The sequence below is a fragment of the Exiguobacterium sp. SH1S1 genome (assembly GCF_004337245.1).
GTDB classification, from domain to species: domain Bacteria; phylum Bacillota; class Bacilli; order Exiguobacteriales; family Exiguobacteriaceae; genus Exiguobacterium; species Exiguobacterium aurantiacum_A.
The window spans coordinates 26,113-40,806 of record NZ_SJUZ01000008.1 but is presented as its reverse complement, the minus strand read 5'-3'; the positions used below and the strand labels follow the sequence as shown (position 1 = coordinate 40,806).

Here is a 14,694-nt window from a genome sequence, read left to right as displayed (position 1 = left end):
TCATGGATGGATTTGGTTTCAAAGGGGGAGATTGGATGATTACACGGAAAGAACGGACTGAAGAACTATATGGATTGACTGAAAAGCAGTCTAGCATGGGCACGGCGCTTCGAATCGGTCTGATTGGTTTAGCCGCAGGACTATGGTTTTATGGGAATTTTTCGCTAACTCATAGTGCGATGTTTCTGTTTGTCACGACTATTGCGGTGCCGTTTAGCTATATGTCATGGAGAAAGACGCGCACGCAGCTGTCGTTCAATGACAATCGTGCGTATCAAGGATTGATTCGAGTAAAAGGGATTGGGGACATCGCGATGTTATGGGGCATGTTCGGTTTAATGATAGGACATGAATTAAACTTCTTTGAACTATCGACGCTCAGCAGCGTACTTGCCAGCATATTGGTCGTCCATTTACTGACTGCGACGTTGATCGACAAACGATTGCTCCGCATCGATGACGAGCACGTCGTCGACAGTCTGTTCGGGCTGACGAAGCGGGAGCAGATGAAACGGAAATGGGACGAGAAGTGATGGTCGATTACAAGAAATCAATTCAGGATATGTGACGAATCGGGAGTTACGCAAACAAAGACGATTTGGCTAGGAGGATTTGATGGTTGACCATACGGTAAGACTTGAACGAATGATTGAAAATGACCAGAAGCGACAAAAACAGACGCTGTATCCGACATTCGGGTTCATTGCACTGTTCATCGTTTATTTCATGACAACGGAGGTTTTGTTGCTGTTGCCGATCATCTTGGTCGGACAGTTCCCGATGCTCTATAAAAGCTGGCACCGCATGAAGTTGTTGCTTACTTTCAACGACGCTGTCCGTTATCAACAAAAAGTACGGTCCGAATTTGGTTTGGCTGTCGGGAATCTCGTGTTTCTCCTGCTATTGATTACGAGTTCGATGCTTGGATGGATCACATTGCTTACATTTATCATCGTCATTATTGTCGGACTCATCACGTTCATGACGCTCGGTTTCCGGATCGACCGTGAGTTGAAAACGATTGACCCGCAACATGTGACAGGAATTGAACTCAGCAAGGTGCAACGTGAACGCAAAAAATGAAAGAACGTTTGATGGAGGCAGTGACTATGGTGGAAAAACAAGAACGACTGAAACGAATGGTCGAGAACGACCGCAACGTGAACCGGACGGCGCTTTTGCTCACGTTCGCGATTTTAGGGATCGCCTTTTACTTCATCTTCACGCAAGACATTAAAGTGGCGACGTTCGCCGTCATCATCATGGCGACCCAGTTGCCGAGTTTATATCGGGCCTGGCACCGGATGAACTTACTGCTCACCTTTAACGACGAGGCGCGCTATCAAAAGTTCGTCCGTCTCGAATTCGGGATCGTGCTCGCGAATGTCATCTTGCTCGGTATCTTTATCGCCATCGCCTGGTCGATCGAAGGCTCACTCCTCGTCTTCGCGGGAATGCTTCTCGCCTTGTTCATCCCGTTCATTTTCTTATCGGTCTGGGTGAACCGGAAGCTTGAACTGATTGACCCGGAGCATGTGACGAACCATGAGTTGCGGACGGCGCATCGCGATGCGTCGAAGAATCGGTTTAACTAGAAGGAGATAAATAAATGCACCTCACAGATGGAATGTGGCAACTGATTAACATCGTTCTGACGTTTTGTGCAACGTGGATTGGTTTTATGGTTGTCTATCGCTGGATGGAAGACTAAAACCCAGCTTCTGATTCGTCAGAAGCTGGGTTTTCTTATGAAAACATACCGACTAAACAGCCACAGATGACCATACCAGCTGTATAAAACTTGAAGCGGTGTCTTTCCCAAAACGAGTCATTCACGTTGTCACCGCCACATCATCTTGAATGCCTTCGACCATCTTCACGAACGCCTCGTCGGGGTCGGTCGTCCCGGACGCGCGCAACCAGTCTTGGAAATCGCCTTCATACAGGACACGACCTTCATGGAGGAAGATGACATGGGACTCCAGCTGGGATAAGTCATGCAGTTGGTGCGTCGAGATGAGGCACGTCCGACCGTCTTTTACGAGTCGCTGTAAATGGCGCATGATGTTGATGCGTGACGCCGGATCGACGCCGCTCGTCGGTTCGTCGAACAAGTAGAGCGATCGTTTGACCGAGGCGAGCAATGTCACGAATAGCCACTTGCGTTCTCCGACCGACATTTTGCCGAGCTTCATCTTCCACAGATGCTCGAACAGCTCTTGTTCCCGGGCGGTCGTGAGTCCGTTGACATAAGTCGCTAGTCGCTTGAAGTCAGGCCGCTTTGTGAGCCGTCCGATGAAGTACGTGAGATCTTTTCCCGTTAATTCGTTGTGATACAAAATCTGTTGCGTTAAATACAGCATGTCAGACGATGGCACGAGCTGTAGCGAGGCCCGGTCGACTGGGAGCGTCCTTGTCATACAATCAAACAACGTCGTCTTCCCGGCCCCGTTCAGGCCAATCAAGACGTTCAGTTTATTCGGATGTAGCGTGAATGAGACGTCGTCGAGCACGGGACGTGCTGCTTTCGGATAAGAGTAGGTCAAGTTTTGAATGTTCATCATTTCCTCCTAGCGTGTGACGGATGAGACGAGGTTGAAGCGATTCATCGCGAACAGGCCAACGATGACGTAACCGACAAGAGAGAGAATTGTCGTAATCAGGTTAAACGAGACGTCGACTTGCGTGACACCATGAACGACGGCAAGCGACAGTTGAAGTAGGGCATAAAACGGATTGGCATAACCGAACCAGACATCTGGCTGTTTGACGGCTAAAAGGAACAGCGGATAGGTGAGAATGTTCGCAAATTTCATCAAGCTCGATACTTTCACCGGCAGAAGCGTCAAGACGACACTTCCGAGCGCGAACGGGAAGCTGGCGAGCAACAGTAGGATTGGGCTCGCGAGCAAACCGAAAGTGAAATGACCGTGGACGAGCGTGACGACAACTGTGAACAGTAGGAGACTGATTGCGGCAAACAATAGTTGAGCCAACAAGATGGCCAGGACGTATGTATATTTGTTGCCGGAGATCATGACGTACGTCTTCATGAGACCGTATTCGCGCATTCGTGCGAGTTCGAGCGCAATCCCGTTCAAATAAGTCGCCAAGATGATGTACACCCAAAAGTACGACAAATACGTGGCATACTCGGCAGACGTCATCGTACCGATATTTGGTGGACTGTACAGGAGGGCAACACCGAGCGGGAGTCCCATCGTTAAAAGAAATGGAACTTTATCCGTAAGGACGATTTTTGCGTACAGAAAGAAATAACTCGTGATTTGATGCATATATACCTCCGAGGTTGATGTGGATTAATTCGATATACGCATTTACTAGCATGATAGTTTCAATTATTTGTAAATTTATCCGTTCATACTTTGTTTATAACTTCTGTTTATCCTTGAGGTACAACCAAAAGGAGGAATCGACAGATGAACAAAAAACTGAAGTGGGGATTAGGTGGCGGTGCCCTGGCCATCGCGTTAGGAGCGGGCATTGTCTTGATGCCACAATCGGTCGAATATAAGTCAGAGCAAGTGGCGACGGAGACGATTGAGAACGTCTACACGTTTGCCGGTCAGGTGACGACTGTCGGAGAAGATGCGACCGGACGACTGTTGATCGACGAGCGGGATTTAGGGAAAGTCGAGGAAGGTGATGCGCTGACGATCTATGCGAACGCATTGGACACTGAACTCGAAGGAACGGTCGAATCGATTGCGGATGAAGCAGAAGCATTGACGACTCCGGGCTCGTCAGCACGTTATGCGATGAACGTCACGTTGCCTGAAACGGACGGATTACGAAACGGGATGACGCTCGAAGGCTCGATTGTCGTCGAACGTGTCGAAGGAGCAGAGACGCTATCACTCGACAGCATCACGTTTGAAGAAGGCGACGCCTACGTGTACGTCGAGGGCACGGATGGTCCGGTGAAACGGCAAGTCGAGCTCGGCATCAGCGACGGCAGCCGCGTTGAGATTAAAGACGGATTAGACGAAGATAGCGTCCTCTTAATGGATGAGGCGACAGCTGGAGGCATCATGCCACCACAGATCGGAGGAGGACAATGAGCGCACTCATTGAAGTCACCGATTTGACGAAAGCGTACGGGGCGGGTGGAAACGAACAAATCGTGTTGAACGGGATCGATTTGACGGTTCACGACGGCGAGTTCGTCGCCATCCTCGGGCCGTCTGGTTCGGGAAAATCAACGCTTATGAACATTCTTGGTTGTCTGGACGGATACACGAGCGGTCGCTACAGCTTTGGCGACCGTGACGTGACCTGGTTATCCGAGACCGAATTGTCGGCGTTCCGCAATCAGCAGATCGGGTTCATCTTTCAACAGTTCAACTTACTGCCGCGATTGACGGCAAGCGAAAACGTCGAGTTACCGCTCATCTATCAACGGCTGTCGAAGTCGGAACGAAAAGACCGGACGCACCAGATGTTGACGCGTGTCGGGCTCGGCGATAAACAGAACCATTACCCGAATCAACTGTCGGGTGGGCAACAACAACGTGTCGCCATCGCGCGGGCGCTCGTGACAAATCCGTCCTTACTGCTCGCCGATGAGCCGACCGGGGCGCTCGATCAGACGAACGGACGTCAAATTCTGAACTTGTTTCATGAATTGCATGCGGAAGGGAAGACGATCATCATGATCACACATGACCTCGACATCGCCAAAGAAGCGACGCGCATCGTCTACGTTCGGGATGGCCGTATCGAGAAGGAGGAACGACGATGATTCGAGAAAATATACGTATGGCTTGGCTGACTGTGATCAGTCATAAGATGCGCTCGTTCCTGACGATTCTTGGAATTGTCATCGGGACGGCGTCCATCATCACACTCATGACGGTCATCTCAGGTGTCACGTCCTCGATCAATGAAGAAGTCGCGACGTTCGGGGCGGACCGAATGAGTGTCCAAATCGAAGATGCGACGAAGAATGGCATCAGCGTAACCGAAGTGGAACGTCTCGAAGCGATTGACGGTGTCGAGTCGTTATCACCGACGACAAGTCATCAAGCGGACGTCTATTTGGGCGGTCAAACGACCGAACAGAGCGTCCTTGGGAAGAGTGACGCGTTCTTCTCAGATTCGACACTCGCTTCCGGGCGAGGCATCACGCCAGTGGACGTCTCGGAGCGGACGCGCGTCGCCGTAATCGGCGATACGATTGTGAAGGAATCGTTCCCGACCACGTCGCCAATCGGTGAGACGATCACGATTGGCGGGATCCGTTACATCGTCGTCGGCACGCTCGCCCCGTCTTCAGAGTTTTCGATGTCGACGGACGAGACGATTGTCATTCCGGTGACGACCGCGCTTCACCAGTTTCATGTGAATACGATTTCGACGTTTGACCTGTACACGGAATCAGGACAATCTGAGACAGTAAGTGATGAATTGACGCAGCAGTTGACGACCGCATTTAACGGTCGGGACGCGTTTACCGTCACGAGCTTTGAAGACGCCCTCGCGTCCATCGACCAAATCAACGCCTTGCTCAGCATGCTGCTCATCGGCATCGCGTCCATCTCGCTGCTCGTTGGCGGTATCGGCATCATGAACATGATGCTCGTCTCGGTGACGGAGCGGACGAGTGAGATCGGCTTACGAAAAGCGTTAGGCGCGACACCGGCGAAAATTCGCCAACAGTTCTTGTTTGAATCGGTGCTCTTGTCCGTCCTCGGTGGGTTGGTCGGTGTAGTGGTCGGCGCACTCCTTGCCTTCGGTTTGACTGTCGTCATGGGTGTCCCGTTCACGTTGGCTAGTTCGACCGTCGGCTTGGCACTCGGGTTTTCAGTCGTGATCGGTGTCATCTTTGGATATATCCCGGCCCGTAAGGCGTCCGCCTTGCAGCCGATTGAAGCGTTACGAAACGCATAAAGAAAGAAGGAATCTCGTATGGTCACGCTATTGCTTGTCGAAGATGATCCGGCACTCGGAGGTCTTCTGTTTGAATATTTGACGACAGCGGGCTACCGCGTGCTGTGGGCCGTTGACGGAGAGGAGGCGCTCGATCTGCTCGATCAGCAACCGATCGACGTCATCGTGACCGACATTATGATGCCGCGTCTCGATGGTCGAGCGTTGACCGAGCAACTGCGGGACGCCGGTTACACGCTCCCAATCTTAATGTTGACCGCGCTCGAGACGTTGCTTGATAAGAAGAAAGGATTCCGGGCCGGGGCCGACGACTATCTCGTCAAGCCGGTCGATCTAGAAGAACTCGAGCTCCGCATCGAGGCGATGCTACGACGAGCCAATATATATCGAGACCACCAGATTCAACTGCACGATTGCGTGTTAGACGAAACATCACTGACGGTGATCACCCCGGTCGAGACAATCGAGGTGCCGAAGAAAGAGTTTGAGTTGCTGTATCATTTGGCGACGCATCTCAATCAAGTGTTCACGCGACAACAGTTGCTCGATCGCATTTGGGGCTATGAAACGGCAAGTGACGTCCGAACGATTGACGTCCATGTAAACCGTCTCCGGAGCCGCTTGAAGCATGTCGACGCATTTCAAATCAGTACCGTCTGGGGACTTGGGTACCGCTTGGAGTTGAAGTCATGAAGTCCTTCTTCAGTTCGATTTACGGACGTTTCCTGACCATCTTCTTCGGGCTGTTGCTCATCCCGATCTTACTGACGCTGACGCTCTTCTTGACGTTCCAAATGAATGCGTTGACGTCGCAAGTCGAGACGATGCTCGTCGAACGGGCCGAGAGCATGCTGACGGCTTCTGAGCGTTATGAATTAGGAGCCGATGAGGTCATCGACTTGTTTTCCGAACGGACGCTTGTTGTCGAGACGGACCGCTACGCGGCAGCAAGTTGGTCGGTCGCGGAGCGCGCGCGTCTTGAACGAGGCGACGTGCTGACCGTAAGCGACGAGCGATTGCCTGCCGTCACGCTTTTAATCGATCGGACTGTCGTGACGTTGTCCCCGAACGCGGACGAGAACCCGGTCACGATTTTCCGCGATCTATCGTTCCAGACGTTGTTGCTCACGGCGCTCGTCTCGAGCGTGCTTGTCTTGTTCGCGGTCCGGCTCATGACGAGACGGATCGACCGGGTGACCGAGGCGGCAAGTAAAGTCGCTTCTGGTGATTTGACGGTACGGGTACATGACGGCGGGGACGATGAGATCGGCAAGTTGGCGAGTCAGTTCAACCAGATGACCGAGACGTTGGCGACGAACGAGTCTAAAAACGAGGAATTGACGGCGATCATGGCGCATGAATTCAAGACGCCGGTCGCCTCGATCCTCGGCTACGCGACGCTATTGAAACGGGCTGACGTACCGACGGAAAAACGAGTCAACTATGCGACAATGATCGAACAGGAAGGCAAGCGGCTGTCGCGGTTGTCACGTGACTTGCTGCGCCTTGCCAAGTTGGATCACTCGGTCGTCGGATTAGACGTCAGCCGCTTCTCGCTCAGTGAACAGATGCGGGAAAGTATCTTATCGTTTGAACGAGAGTCGAGTCGCAAACGGTTGAACCTGATCGCTGAGCTTGATGAAGTCGAGATGGTCGGCGATGCCGGACTGCTGCACCAAGTGTGGATCAACCTGATCCAAAATGCGATGACCCACTCTTATGACGGCGGCACGATCCGCATCAAGCTCATGCAAACGGCGGAATCGATTGTTTGCGAGATCACGGATGACGGGGAGGGCATGACCCCGGAACAAGTGAGCCGTATGTACGAGCGATTCTATCAGGCCGACCCTTCGAGACATCAAGGCGGGTCAGGACTCGGTATGGCGATCGTTCAAAAAATCGTCACGTTGCACGGTGGTCATGTAGACGTCACGAGCGAATTGAAGTCAGGGACGACGGTGCGTGTGACGCTTCCCGATCAAAAAGACAGGTAGCTGCTACCTGTCTTTTTGTCTGTCCGGCTTCAACCCGCCCGCGACGAGCGGTCCTTCAAACGTGATCGTATAGATGATGCGTGCGATATCTTCTACCGTTTCAGTTCGGTCATTATAGAGCCACTCATAAATGACGCCCATATGTGCCGACGAGATATAGGAGACTAAATAATCGGGCGGGACGAGCGACTGCGTCTCGTCGAACAAAACGGTCGGGGAACGGTGGAACAGCGCCGTGTACATGTAGGCGCGGAGTCTCGCCTGGAACTGCGGATCGCCGTTCGGACCGAGGAGCGGTTTCATCAAAATCTTATTTTGCTCGATGAACCGGATGAACGGGACGAGCAACTGATGGGGAGCGGAGCCTTGCTGATTGCCAAAGACGTTCGGCAAATTTTTGATGAGTTTTGTTTCGGCCTCATGAAAGATCGTTTCAATCGATTTCTCCATGAGATCGTACTTATCCACATAGTGGCTATAGAACGTACCCCGGTTGATGCCGGCGCGTTCCGTGAGCGCCTTCACCGTGACTGCTTCAAATCCTTGTTCTTCGATCAATTCGAGCAACGCCTGTTTGATCAACTGCTTCGTCCGGACGACCCGTAAGTCTGTCTGTTCCATATTTTTTCTCCTTTATCCAACACATTATCGCCGTCTGTTGGAAAACCAACACTGTGACCGAGATTGATGATTGTTGGCCGTTCGAGCGCGGACTATACTGAACGTATAAACCAACACGGTGTCTTTTAGTCCAGTGTACACGAGGCAGACATCGGGAGGGAGTCCAATATGAATATTCAACTGAACGACGTCAGTAAATCGTTCGGTGACCAACTGGCCATCGATCATATCGGCTTCACGATCAACTCGGGAGACATTTGTTGTCTCTTAGGACCGTCTGGGTCGGGGAAGACGACGCTCATCCGTTTGATGATCGGCGCATTGGCGGCAGACAAAGGATCGATTCGAGTCGGCGAGACGGTGATGCCGAACATGAACATGCTTCATAAGATCGGATTCATGCCGCAAAACGATGGGCTGTACGACGATTTGTCGGGTGAGGCGAACCTCGAGTTTTTCGGCTCGATCTATAAGCTCGGCAAGGCAGGGCTCAAACAACGGATTGATGACGTGCTCGCCCTCGTCGACTTGTCGGCTGACCGGAGAAAGCTCGTCCGTAACTATTCGGGCGGGATGAAGAAGCGGCTGTCGCTCGCCATCGCCATCCTTCATCAACCGGACGTCTTGTTTTTAGACGAGCCGACGGTCGGGATCGACCCGATTTTGCGCCGCCAGATTTGGGATCAGTTTCAAACGATTCGAGCCGGTGGGACGACGATCATCGTCTCGACCCACGTCATGGACGAGGTGCTCGAATGTGACCGGGCCGCGCTCATCTATAACGGGCGCTTGATCGCCTATGACACGGTGACGCACTTGCTCGAGCAGACCGAGAACGGCCGTGTCGAGGAACTGTTCCTCATTGCCGGACGAGAGGAGGCGAAGCGCGATGCGTAACTTGGCGAAACGGGTCATCTTTCAGACGTTGAACGACAAGCGGAGCGTCGCCTTGATTTTGATTGCCCCGCTCCTCATCCTCACACTCGTCTACTTCTTACTCGGCGACTCGGATTACGTGCCGGTCGTTGTGCTCGACGAGGCCGCCCAGCAGCAGCTTATCGACGCGTTCGAAGCCGAGACGCTCGACGTGCGACTCGATACGGTCGAGGAGCCGGTTGCTTATTTGGAAGACAATAAAGACGTCGATGCCGTCTTCGAAGCGGGACAGGCGGGTACCATGATCACGTTGCGCGAACCGTCGACGAAATCGTCGAAAGCGGTGCGTGAGATCCAAGCGGCGTTGTCGGCGCTCAATCCGGCGGCCGATATCGAGATGAATTACGTATACGGAGAAGAAGGACAGTCGACGTTTGATTCGTTCGGCTACGTGTTCTTGTCGCTGTTCTCGTTCTTCTTCGTCTTCATCCTGTCGGCGATGGCGCTCGTCAAAGAGCGGAGCGGGGGTACGCTCGAACGGCTGCTCATGACCCCAATCAAACGCGGACAAGTCATTTTAGGGTATACGCTCGGCTATGGCGTCTTCGCGGTCGTGCAGTCTGTCTTCATCGTGCTCTATACGATTTACGTGCTCGGGCTGACGTCGCTCGGGAACATCGGTTGGGTATTTCTTGTGATGATTTTAATGGCTGGGACGGCCGTTTTGTTCGGGGCGACGATTTCGGTGTTCGCCCGTTCGGAGCTCCAAGTCGTCCAAATGATCCCGTTCACGATCATCCCGCAAGTGTTCTTCTCAGGATTGATCCCGCTCGACTTGATTCCATACGGGCTCGGCAATTTGAGCTACGCCATGCCGATCTTCTATGGGGCGACGGCGATCAAGGAAGTGATGGTGTACGGGAGCGGTTTCACCGGGATCTGGGGTTATGTGCTCGGTTTAATCGTTTACGCAGGTGTGCTTTATTTATTGAATATGCGGGCGCTCGGGAAGTATCGCGGGCACTAAAAAAGGATTCGAGCGTGGGCTCGAATCCTTTTTATGATCAGTTTTTAACGCCGTCACGCTTCGCGATCTTGTCGCTCACTTGTTGACCGCTCAATGTCACCATCGGCATGCCACCGCCAGGGTTCACGGTGCCGCCGACGAAATACAGATTGTTGTACAGCTCGCTTTGCTTCTTATGCTTGAAGCCGCCGTTCCGTTTTTTATCCGCGACGGTGCCGTAAATCGCGCCCCGGTCCGATCCATACGTGCGTTCGATGTCATGAGGCGTCCAGACGTCGCGCGTCACCGTGTTGTCTCGTAACCCGTCCAAGCCCATGCGTTCGAGCTTATCGAGGACGCGTTCTTCAAACGCCGCATACTCTTCTGGTGTGAACGGTTCGTCTTGGATGTACGGGATGTGCGGCAGAATTTTAATGTTCTCATGTCCTGCCGGCGCCTGTGTCGGGTCGGTCTTATTGACGTTCACCAAATAGATGGTCGGGTCGTCCGGTAGCTCGTGTTTCTCGAAGATCTTATCCATCTGTTCGTGCAAGTTCTCGGAGAAGAAGAAGTTGTGGTGTCCTAAGGCCGGATACTCTTTTTTGACGCCGAGATGAATCACGAAGCCAGAACTCGCCGGTTCATACTTTTTCACGAGCTTGTCGACATAGTCTTCATCCGCATCGACCATCTTTTGATAGAACGGGATGACTTCCATGTTGGAGACGAAGTAATCGGCTGACCGAAGTCGGCCGTCCTCGAGCTCGATGGCGGTGATCTTCTCGTTGATCGTATGGGCGCGGACGACACCTTGCCCCGTATGGATTTGGACGCCGATCTCCTCGGCGAGTTTCGTCAATCCTTCGGCCAATTTGTGCGTACCGCCTTCGACGTACCAGCAACCTTGAGCGTACTGCATATAAATCATCATGTTGAGCACGGCCGGGGCGCTGTAAGGCGACGAACCGACGTATTTGACATAGTAGGAGAGCATCGTCCGTAAATGCGGGTTGTTGATTCGTTTCGAGATCCCATCGTACATCGTCGACGTCAAGTCAAATCCGAACAACGTCGAAAACAGGCCGGTCTTCGCCACCGCTTCTAGCGGTGATTCAAACCCTTCCTTCAAGTAACTCTTCTCGGTCGTATGGTAGATGCGCTCGGCATAGTCCAATAGTGCCCGATACTCTTCCATGTCTTTATGTGACAGCGTCGGATTGGCGCGCTCCATCACGTCGAGGTCGTGATATAAATCTAATACCGTGCCATCCGGGAAGAACGAGCGCCACTCGAGATCGAGACGTTTGATTGGTACGTAGTCCGCCATCCGCTTGCCGCTGCCCGTGAATAACTTTTCAAAGATTTGCGGCATCGTTAAAATCGACGGACCGAGGTCGAAGCCGAACCCGTTTTGCTCGAGCCGATTCACTTTCCCGCCGATATGGCCGTTCTTTTCATATAAGGAAACCTCATACCCTTGTTGAGCGAGAGAAATGGCCGCTGACAAGCCGCCAAGTCCTCCCCCGATCACAATCACAGACTTGTTCACGTTGTTCATATACCGTGTCGCCTTCCTTCCAACATCTATTTTGCATACATTCAGCTTTTAAGTACTTTGCCGTCGGTCGACAGATTCCCTGCCTTGACGAGGAGGGGAAGATGCAATTCTGCACATTCAACATATAAACCGTTGGCATTCGATTCTTCTCCGTATACATACCCGTTTGGATACGTTTGGAATCTGAATGTATGAAGTGAGTGGCGGCCGTTAAAGGGAAAGAATCCAATCTTTCGTTTGATGGAAAATCGGGACGCGTTCAGCTAACTGAATCACGGTGAACCACGCACCGGTATAACCAAGCGCGGATAAGACGTTATAGAACGTATACGTTCGAAACGACAACGAGGTGAATCCGGCGACATAGTGGATCGGGTGGCGCAAACCAGGAATAAAGTAGGAGACAAGAATGACGCGTGCTCCGTATCGTGCATACAGCGCCTCGGCTCGTTTTAAATAACGCGAATCACGTTTTGAAGTTGGGATGAATCGATTCAATCCGCGGCCAATCAAATAAAACCAACTAAAGGCAAACGTGAAGACCATCCAAGTGGATATGAACACGATCCATTCGGGAACTGTCGTCACGGCTGTAATCGTCAAATGGGTGACCATCAAGACGTCATCGGACAACGGTGTAAACATGATACCGATTGCGAGCACCACGTATTGTGTAAGTATTGTTTCCAATCGAGTCACTCCTTCTAACGTCTAGTATGGAGCGATAAGCGTAAGAAGTGTTTAGCAGAGTCTTAAGAAATGTTAAGAAGTTCAACAGAATGCGTTGTGATGCGCTCGGTACACTTCATATAGGTATATAACTAAAACGTGAATCTGCATGTTTTTGCCGTTTCACAGGCGAAAGTGTATGGGAAATGTAAAAGATGCTACGCTAGTTGAACAAGATGAATTCAAAGTTCGTCTGTCAACACGTAGTGCACGAAGTGAGGGGGGAGAGAATGCGTCCACAACCGACAATTCTGATTGCCGATGACGATGAGGCGATCCGCGAGTTGCTCGCCATTTATTTAAAAAATGAAGGATACGCCTTGCGATTTGCAAAGACGGGTCAAGAAGTGCTTGACGTCGTCGCACACGAAGCCATCGATTTACTCATCCTTGATTGGATGATGCCCGTCATGGACGGCATCGAGGCCTGTATTGAAATTCGCAAGACGCAGTTCATGCCAATCCTCATGCTGACAGCAAAGACAAGCGATTTGGATCTGATGCAAGGCATCTCGATTGGTGCGGACGATTACATGAAGAAGCCATTCAATCCGCTTGAGGTGACACTTCGCGTGAAGTCGCTACTTCGACGCTACCGGGACTACGGTGCTGACCAGTCGGCCCAGTCCGGCGTGCTCATTTTTGATGACGTCACACTCGATATTCAAACAAGACAATGCACGAAAGGGGACACCTCGATTCGGCTGACACCGAAAGAGTTTGATATCCTCGCCTACTTCATGCGCCATCCGAACCAAGTGCTGACGGTCGAACAGATTTATGAGGCGGTTTGGGGAGAAGACGCGTTTGAAGTCGACAATACGGTCATGGTCCATATCACGAAAATTCGCGAGAAGATTGAAGAGACGCCGCGGAAACCTTCGTACATTAAAACGGTATGGGGCGTGGGGTACCGCCTATGAAAAAGCGACAGTGGGACCGGTTACTCGTTAAATTAATCGGGATTATCCTAATCAACGCCCTCATCGCCACGATTGCGTTTCTAATTATGGGCTATTTGATTAGCTTGTATTATATTCAGAACGAGACCACACCTGATCCGTTGATTTATAATCTTGCTTTCTTAAGCGTGACATTTATTACAATTATCATTTTTGTGATTGGCTTTTCATTGATGACGCGAAAGACGCTGCAAAAAATCACGGATTTATCAAACGAGATTGAACAAATCGCAAACGGAGATCTTGGACGAACCGTTGAAGTGACGGGGCGAGATGAACTCGCTACACTTGCAGAGAGCGTCAACCAAATGTCGAGGCAGTTGCATCAATTGTTCGAGAAAGAACGGTCGCATGAGGAAGAACGAAATCAACTGTTCTCTAACTTGTCCCATGATTTACGTACCCCGTTGACGAGCGTTCGCGGCTATGTTCAGCTACTCCAAACTGAACGGGAATGGACAGATCAAGAGCAAAGTCACTTCAACGTATTACATGAAAAAACGGCACAGCTCGAACATCTTCTCGATCAACTGATGGATGTGAATCGGTTGTATTCCGCACAAGTGACGTTATCGAAACGTCGCTTGAATATCAGCTTGTTGACGAGCCAATTGGTGCACGAACTACAACCGTTGTTTGCTGAAAAGGGATACCGTTTAATCGTGAACATCCAACCGGAAGTCTACGTGGAAGCTGACCAAGAGCAGCTCATCCGTGTCTTTCAAAATTTGATGTCGAATGCGTTAAAATATGCGACAGCTGAAAATCCGATTGAACTGACACTCGTCCAACAGGAAGCAGTGGTTGAGTGGCAACTCTGTAACGGGACGGCACAACAGACGATCGATGCGATGGATCAATTGTTCGACCGGACATACCGTGTCGATGCATCACGAGGTGAGACACCAGGCGACGGGCTCGGGTTATCGATCGCACGTCAAATCATGTTGCTTCATGAGGGGACGCTCACGGTGCATTCACCGGAAGCAGGACGCATTTGTTTTCGGGCGTGCTTTGCGCTTCGTATGTAAACAG

The 14,694-nt window shown here is 51.5% G+C and carries 17 protein-coding genes; 12 read left to right on the top strand and 5 right to left on the bottom strand.

Going from position 1 to position 14,694, the window contains the following annotated elements; all coding sequences use genetic code 11:
- Positions 1-35: 35 nt before the first annotated feature.
- From EVJ23_RS12890 to EVJ23_RS12880, 3 genes are all read left to right on the top strand, one after another.
- Complete coding sequence (locus EVJ23_RS12890) at positions 36-533, top strand: hypothetical protein (protein WP_131466283.1); 498 nt, start codon at positions 36-38, stop codon at positions 531-533.
- Between the two features lie 82 nt (positions 534-615).
- The gene (locus EVJ23_RS12885) at positions 616-1,083 is read left to right on the top strand and encodes a hypothetical protein (protein ID WP_131466281.1); all 468 of its coding nucleotides are present in this window, start codon (positions 616-618) and stop codon (positions 1,081-1,083) included.
- A 26-nt stretch (positions 1,084-1,109) separates the two neighbouring features.
- Complete coding sequence (locus EVJ23_RS12880; protein ID WP_131466279.1) at positions 1,110-1,595, top strand: hypothetical protein; 486 nt, start codon at positions 1,110-1,112, stop codon at positions 1,593-1,595.
- 237 nt (positions 1,596-1,832) lie between these two features.
- Here EVJ23_RS12880 and EVJ23_RS12875 read toward each other — a convergent pair whose 3' ends face one another.
- Positions 1,833-2,561: an ATP-binding cassette domain-containing protein gene (locus tag EVJ23_RS12875; protein ID WP_131466277.1), complete on the bottom strand. Its 729-nt coding sequence runs from the start codon at positions 2,559-2,561 to the stop codon at positions 1,833-1,835.
- 9 nt (positions 2,562-2,570) lie between these two features.
- Positions 2,571-3,296 carry a hypothetical protein gene (locus EVJ23_RS12870; protein WP_131466275.1) on the bottom strand — a complete coding sequence of 242 codons (726 nt, stop codon included), beginning with the start codon at positions 3,294-3,296 and terminating at the stop codon, positions 2,571-2,573.
- Between the two features lie 144 nt (positions 3,297-3,440).
- Here EVJ23_RS12870 and EVJ23_RS12865 point away from each other — a divergent pair, with 144 nt between their 5' ends.
- Genes EVJ23_RS12865 through EVJ23_RS12845 form a run of 5 tightly spaced genes read left to right on the top strand, consistent with a single transcriptional unit; the run spans position 3,441 to position 7,907 of the window.
- Complete coding sequence (locus EVJ23_RS12865) at positions 3,441-4,082, top strand: efflux RND transporter periplasmic adaptor subunit (RefSeq protein ID WP_131466273.1); 642 nt, start codon at positions 3,441-3,443, stop codon at positions 4,080-4,082.
- Positions 4,079-4,762, top strand: coding sequence for an ABC transporter ATP-binding protein (locus tag EVJ23_RS12860; protein ID WP_131466272.1), 684 nt, complete (start codon positions 4,079-4,081; stop codon positions 4,760-4,762). Before EVJ23_RS12865 ends, EVJ23_RS12860 begins: the two co-directional genes overlap by 4 nt.
- Entirely contained in the window at positions 4,759-5,910 is a 1,152-nt protein-coding gene (locus tag EVJ23_RS12855) for an ABC transporter permease (protein WP_070329060.1), read from the top strand. Before EVJ23_RS12860 ends, EVJ23_RS12855 begins: the two co-directional genes overlap by 4 nt.
- A gap of 18 nt (positions 5,911-5,928) precedes the next feature.
- On the top strand, positions 5,929-6,603 hold the full coding sequence (locus EVJ23_RS12850; protein ID WP_131466270.1) for a response regulator transcription factor: 675 nt from the start codon (positions 5,929-5,931) through the stop codon (positions 6,601-6,603).
- Positions 6,600-7,907 (top strand): HAMP domain-containing sensor histidine kinase, encoded by a 1,308-nt coding sequence (locus EVJ23_RS12845; RefSeq protein ID WP_131466268.1) that lies wholly within the window; start codon positions 6,600-6,602, stop codon positions 7,905-7,907. Before EVJ23_RS12850 ends, EVJ23_RS12845 begins: the two co-directional genes overlap by 4 nt.
- Before the next feature lie 3 nt (positions 7,908-7,910).
- Here EVJ23_RS12845 and EVJ23_RS12840 read toward each other — a convergent pair whose 3' ends face one another.
- The gene (locus EVJ23_RS12840; protein WP_035386467.1) at positions 7,911-8,528 is read right to left on the bottom strand and encodes a TetR/AcrR family transcriptional regulator; all 618 of its coding nucleotides are present in this window, start codon (positions 8,526-8,528) and stop codon (positions 7,911-7,913) included.
- Between the two features lie 168 nt (positions 8,529-8,696).
- Between EVJ23_RS12840 and EVJ23_RS12835 the strand changes: the two genes are divergently transcribed.
- Entirely contained in the window at positions 8,697-9,425 is a 729-nt protein-coding gene (locus EVJ23_RS12835; protein ID WP_131466266.1) for an ABC transporter ATP-binding protein, read from the top strand.
- Complete coding sequence (locus tag EVJ23_RS12830; protein ID WP_131466264.1) at positions 9,418-10,431, top strand: ABC transporter permease; 1,014 nt, start codon at positions 9,418-9,420, stop codon at positions 10,429-10,431. The genes EVJ23_RS12835 and EVJ23_RS12830 overlap by 8 nt, the downstream gene beginning before the upstream one ends.
- Positions 10,432-10,468: 37 nt before the next feature.
- Here the strand turns inward: EVJ23_RS12830 and EVJ23_RS12825 are convergent, their stop codons facing one another.
- Together EVJ23_RS12825 and EVJ23_RS12820 are read right to left on the bottom strand one after the other, a co-directional pair.
- Positions 10,469-11,968 (bottom strand): phytoene desaturase family protein, encoded by a 1,500-nt coding sequence (locus tag EVJ23_RS12825; protein ID WP_071398961.1) that lies wholly within the window; start codon positions 11,966-11,968, stop codon positions 10,469-10,471.
- A 210-nt stretch (positions 11,969-12,178) separates the two neighbouring features.
- The gene (locus EVJ23_RS12820; RefSeq protein ID WP_131466262.1) at positions 12,179-12,658 is read right to left on the bottom strand and encodes a DedA family protein; all 480 of its coding nucleotides are present in this window, start codon (positions 12,656-12,658) and stop codon (positions 12,179-12,181) included.
- Positions 12,659-12,927: 269 nt separating this feature from the next.
- On the opposite strand from EVJ23_RS12820, the gene EVJ23_RS12815 reads away from it, so the two are divergent.
- Entirely contained in the window at positions 12,928-13,620 is a 693-nt protein-coding gene (locus tag EVJ23_RS12815; protein ID WP_071398959.1) for a response regulator transcription factor, read from the top strand.
- Positions 13,617-14,690 (top strand): HAMP domain-containing sensor histidine kinase, encoded by a 1,074-nt coding sequence (locus EVJ23_RS12810; RefSeq protein ID WP_161567034.1) that lies wholly within the window; start codon positions 13,617-13,619, stop codon positions 14,688-14,690. The genes EVJ23_RS12815 and EVJ23_RS12810 overlap by 4 nt, the downstream gene beginning before the upstream one ends.
- Positions 14,691-14,694: the final 4 nt, after the last annotated feature.

Coding starts and splice junctions, on each gene's coding strand:
- EVJ23_RS12890 (WP_131466283.1), top strand. CDS start 36: ATGATTACACGGAAAGAACGGACTGAAGAACTATATGGATTGACTGAA.
- EVJ23_RS12885 (WP_131466281.1), top strand. CDS start 616: ATGGTTGACCATACGGTAAGACTTGAACGAATGATTGAAAATGACCAG.
- EVJ23_RS12880 (WP_131466279.1), top strand. CDS start 1,110: ATGGTGGAAAAACAAGAACGACTGAAACGAATGGTCGAGAACGACCGC.
- EVJ23_RS12875 (WP_131466277.1), bottom strand. CDS start 2,561: ATGAACATTCAAAACTTGACCTACTCTTATCCGAAAGCAGCACGTCCC.
- EVJ23_RS12870 (WP_131466275.1), bottom strand. CDS start 3,296: ATGCATCAAATCACGAGTTATTTCTTTCTGTACGCAAAAATCGTCCTT.
- EVJ23_RS12865 (WP_131466273.1), top strand. CDS start 3,441: ATGAACAAAAAACTGAAGTGGGGATTAGGTGGCGGTGCCCTGGCCATC.
- EVJ23_RS12860 (WP_131466272.1), top strand. CDS start 4,079: ATGAGCGCACTCATTGAAGTCACCGATTTGACGAAAGCGTACGGGGCG.
- EVJ23_RS12855 (WP_070329060.1), top strand. CDS start 4,759: ATGATTCGAGAAAATATACGTATGGCTTGGCTGACTGTGATCAGTCAT.
- EVJ23_RS12850 (WP_131466270.1), top strand. CDS start 5,929: ATGGTCACGCTATTGCTTGTCGAAGATGATCCGGCACTCGGAGGTCTT.
- EVJ23_RS12845 (WP_131466268.1), top strand. CDS start 6,600: ATGAAGTCCTTCTTCAGTTCGATTTACGGACGTTTCCTGACCATCTTC.
- EVJ23_RS12840 (WP_035386467.1), bottom strand. CDS start 8,528: ATGGAACAGACAGACTTACGGGTCGTCCGGACGAAGCAGTTGATCAAA.
- EVJ23_RS12835 (WP_131466266.1), top strand. CDS start 8,697: ATGAATATTCAACTGAACGACGTCAGTAAATCGTTCGGTGACCAACTG.
- EVJ23_RS12830 (WP_131466264.1), top strand. CDS start 9,418: ATGCGTAACTTGGCGAAACGGGTCATCTTTCAGACGTTGAACGACAAG.
- EVJ23_RS12825 (WP_071398961.1), bottom strand. CDS start 11,968: ATGAACAACGTGAACAAGTCTGTGATTGTGATCGGGGGAGGACTTGGC.
- EVJ23_RS12815 (WP_071398959.1), top strand. CDS start 12,928: ATGCGTCCACAACCGACAATTCTGATTGCCGATGACGATGAGGCGATC.
- EVJ23_RS12810 (WP_161567034.1), top strand. CDS start 13,617: ATGAAAAAGCGACAGTGGGACCGGTTACTCGTTAAATTAATCGGGATT.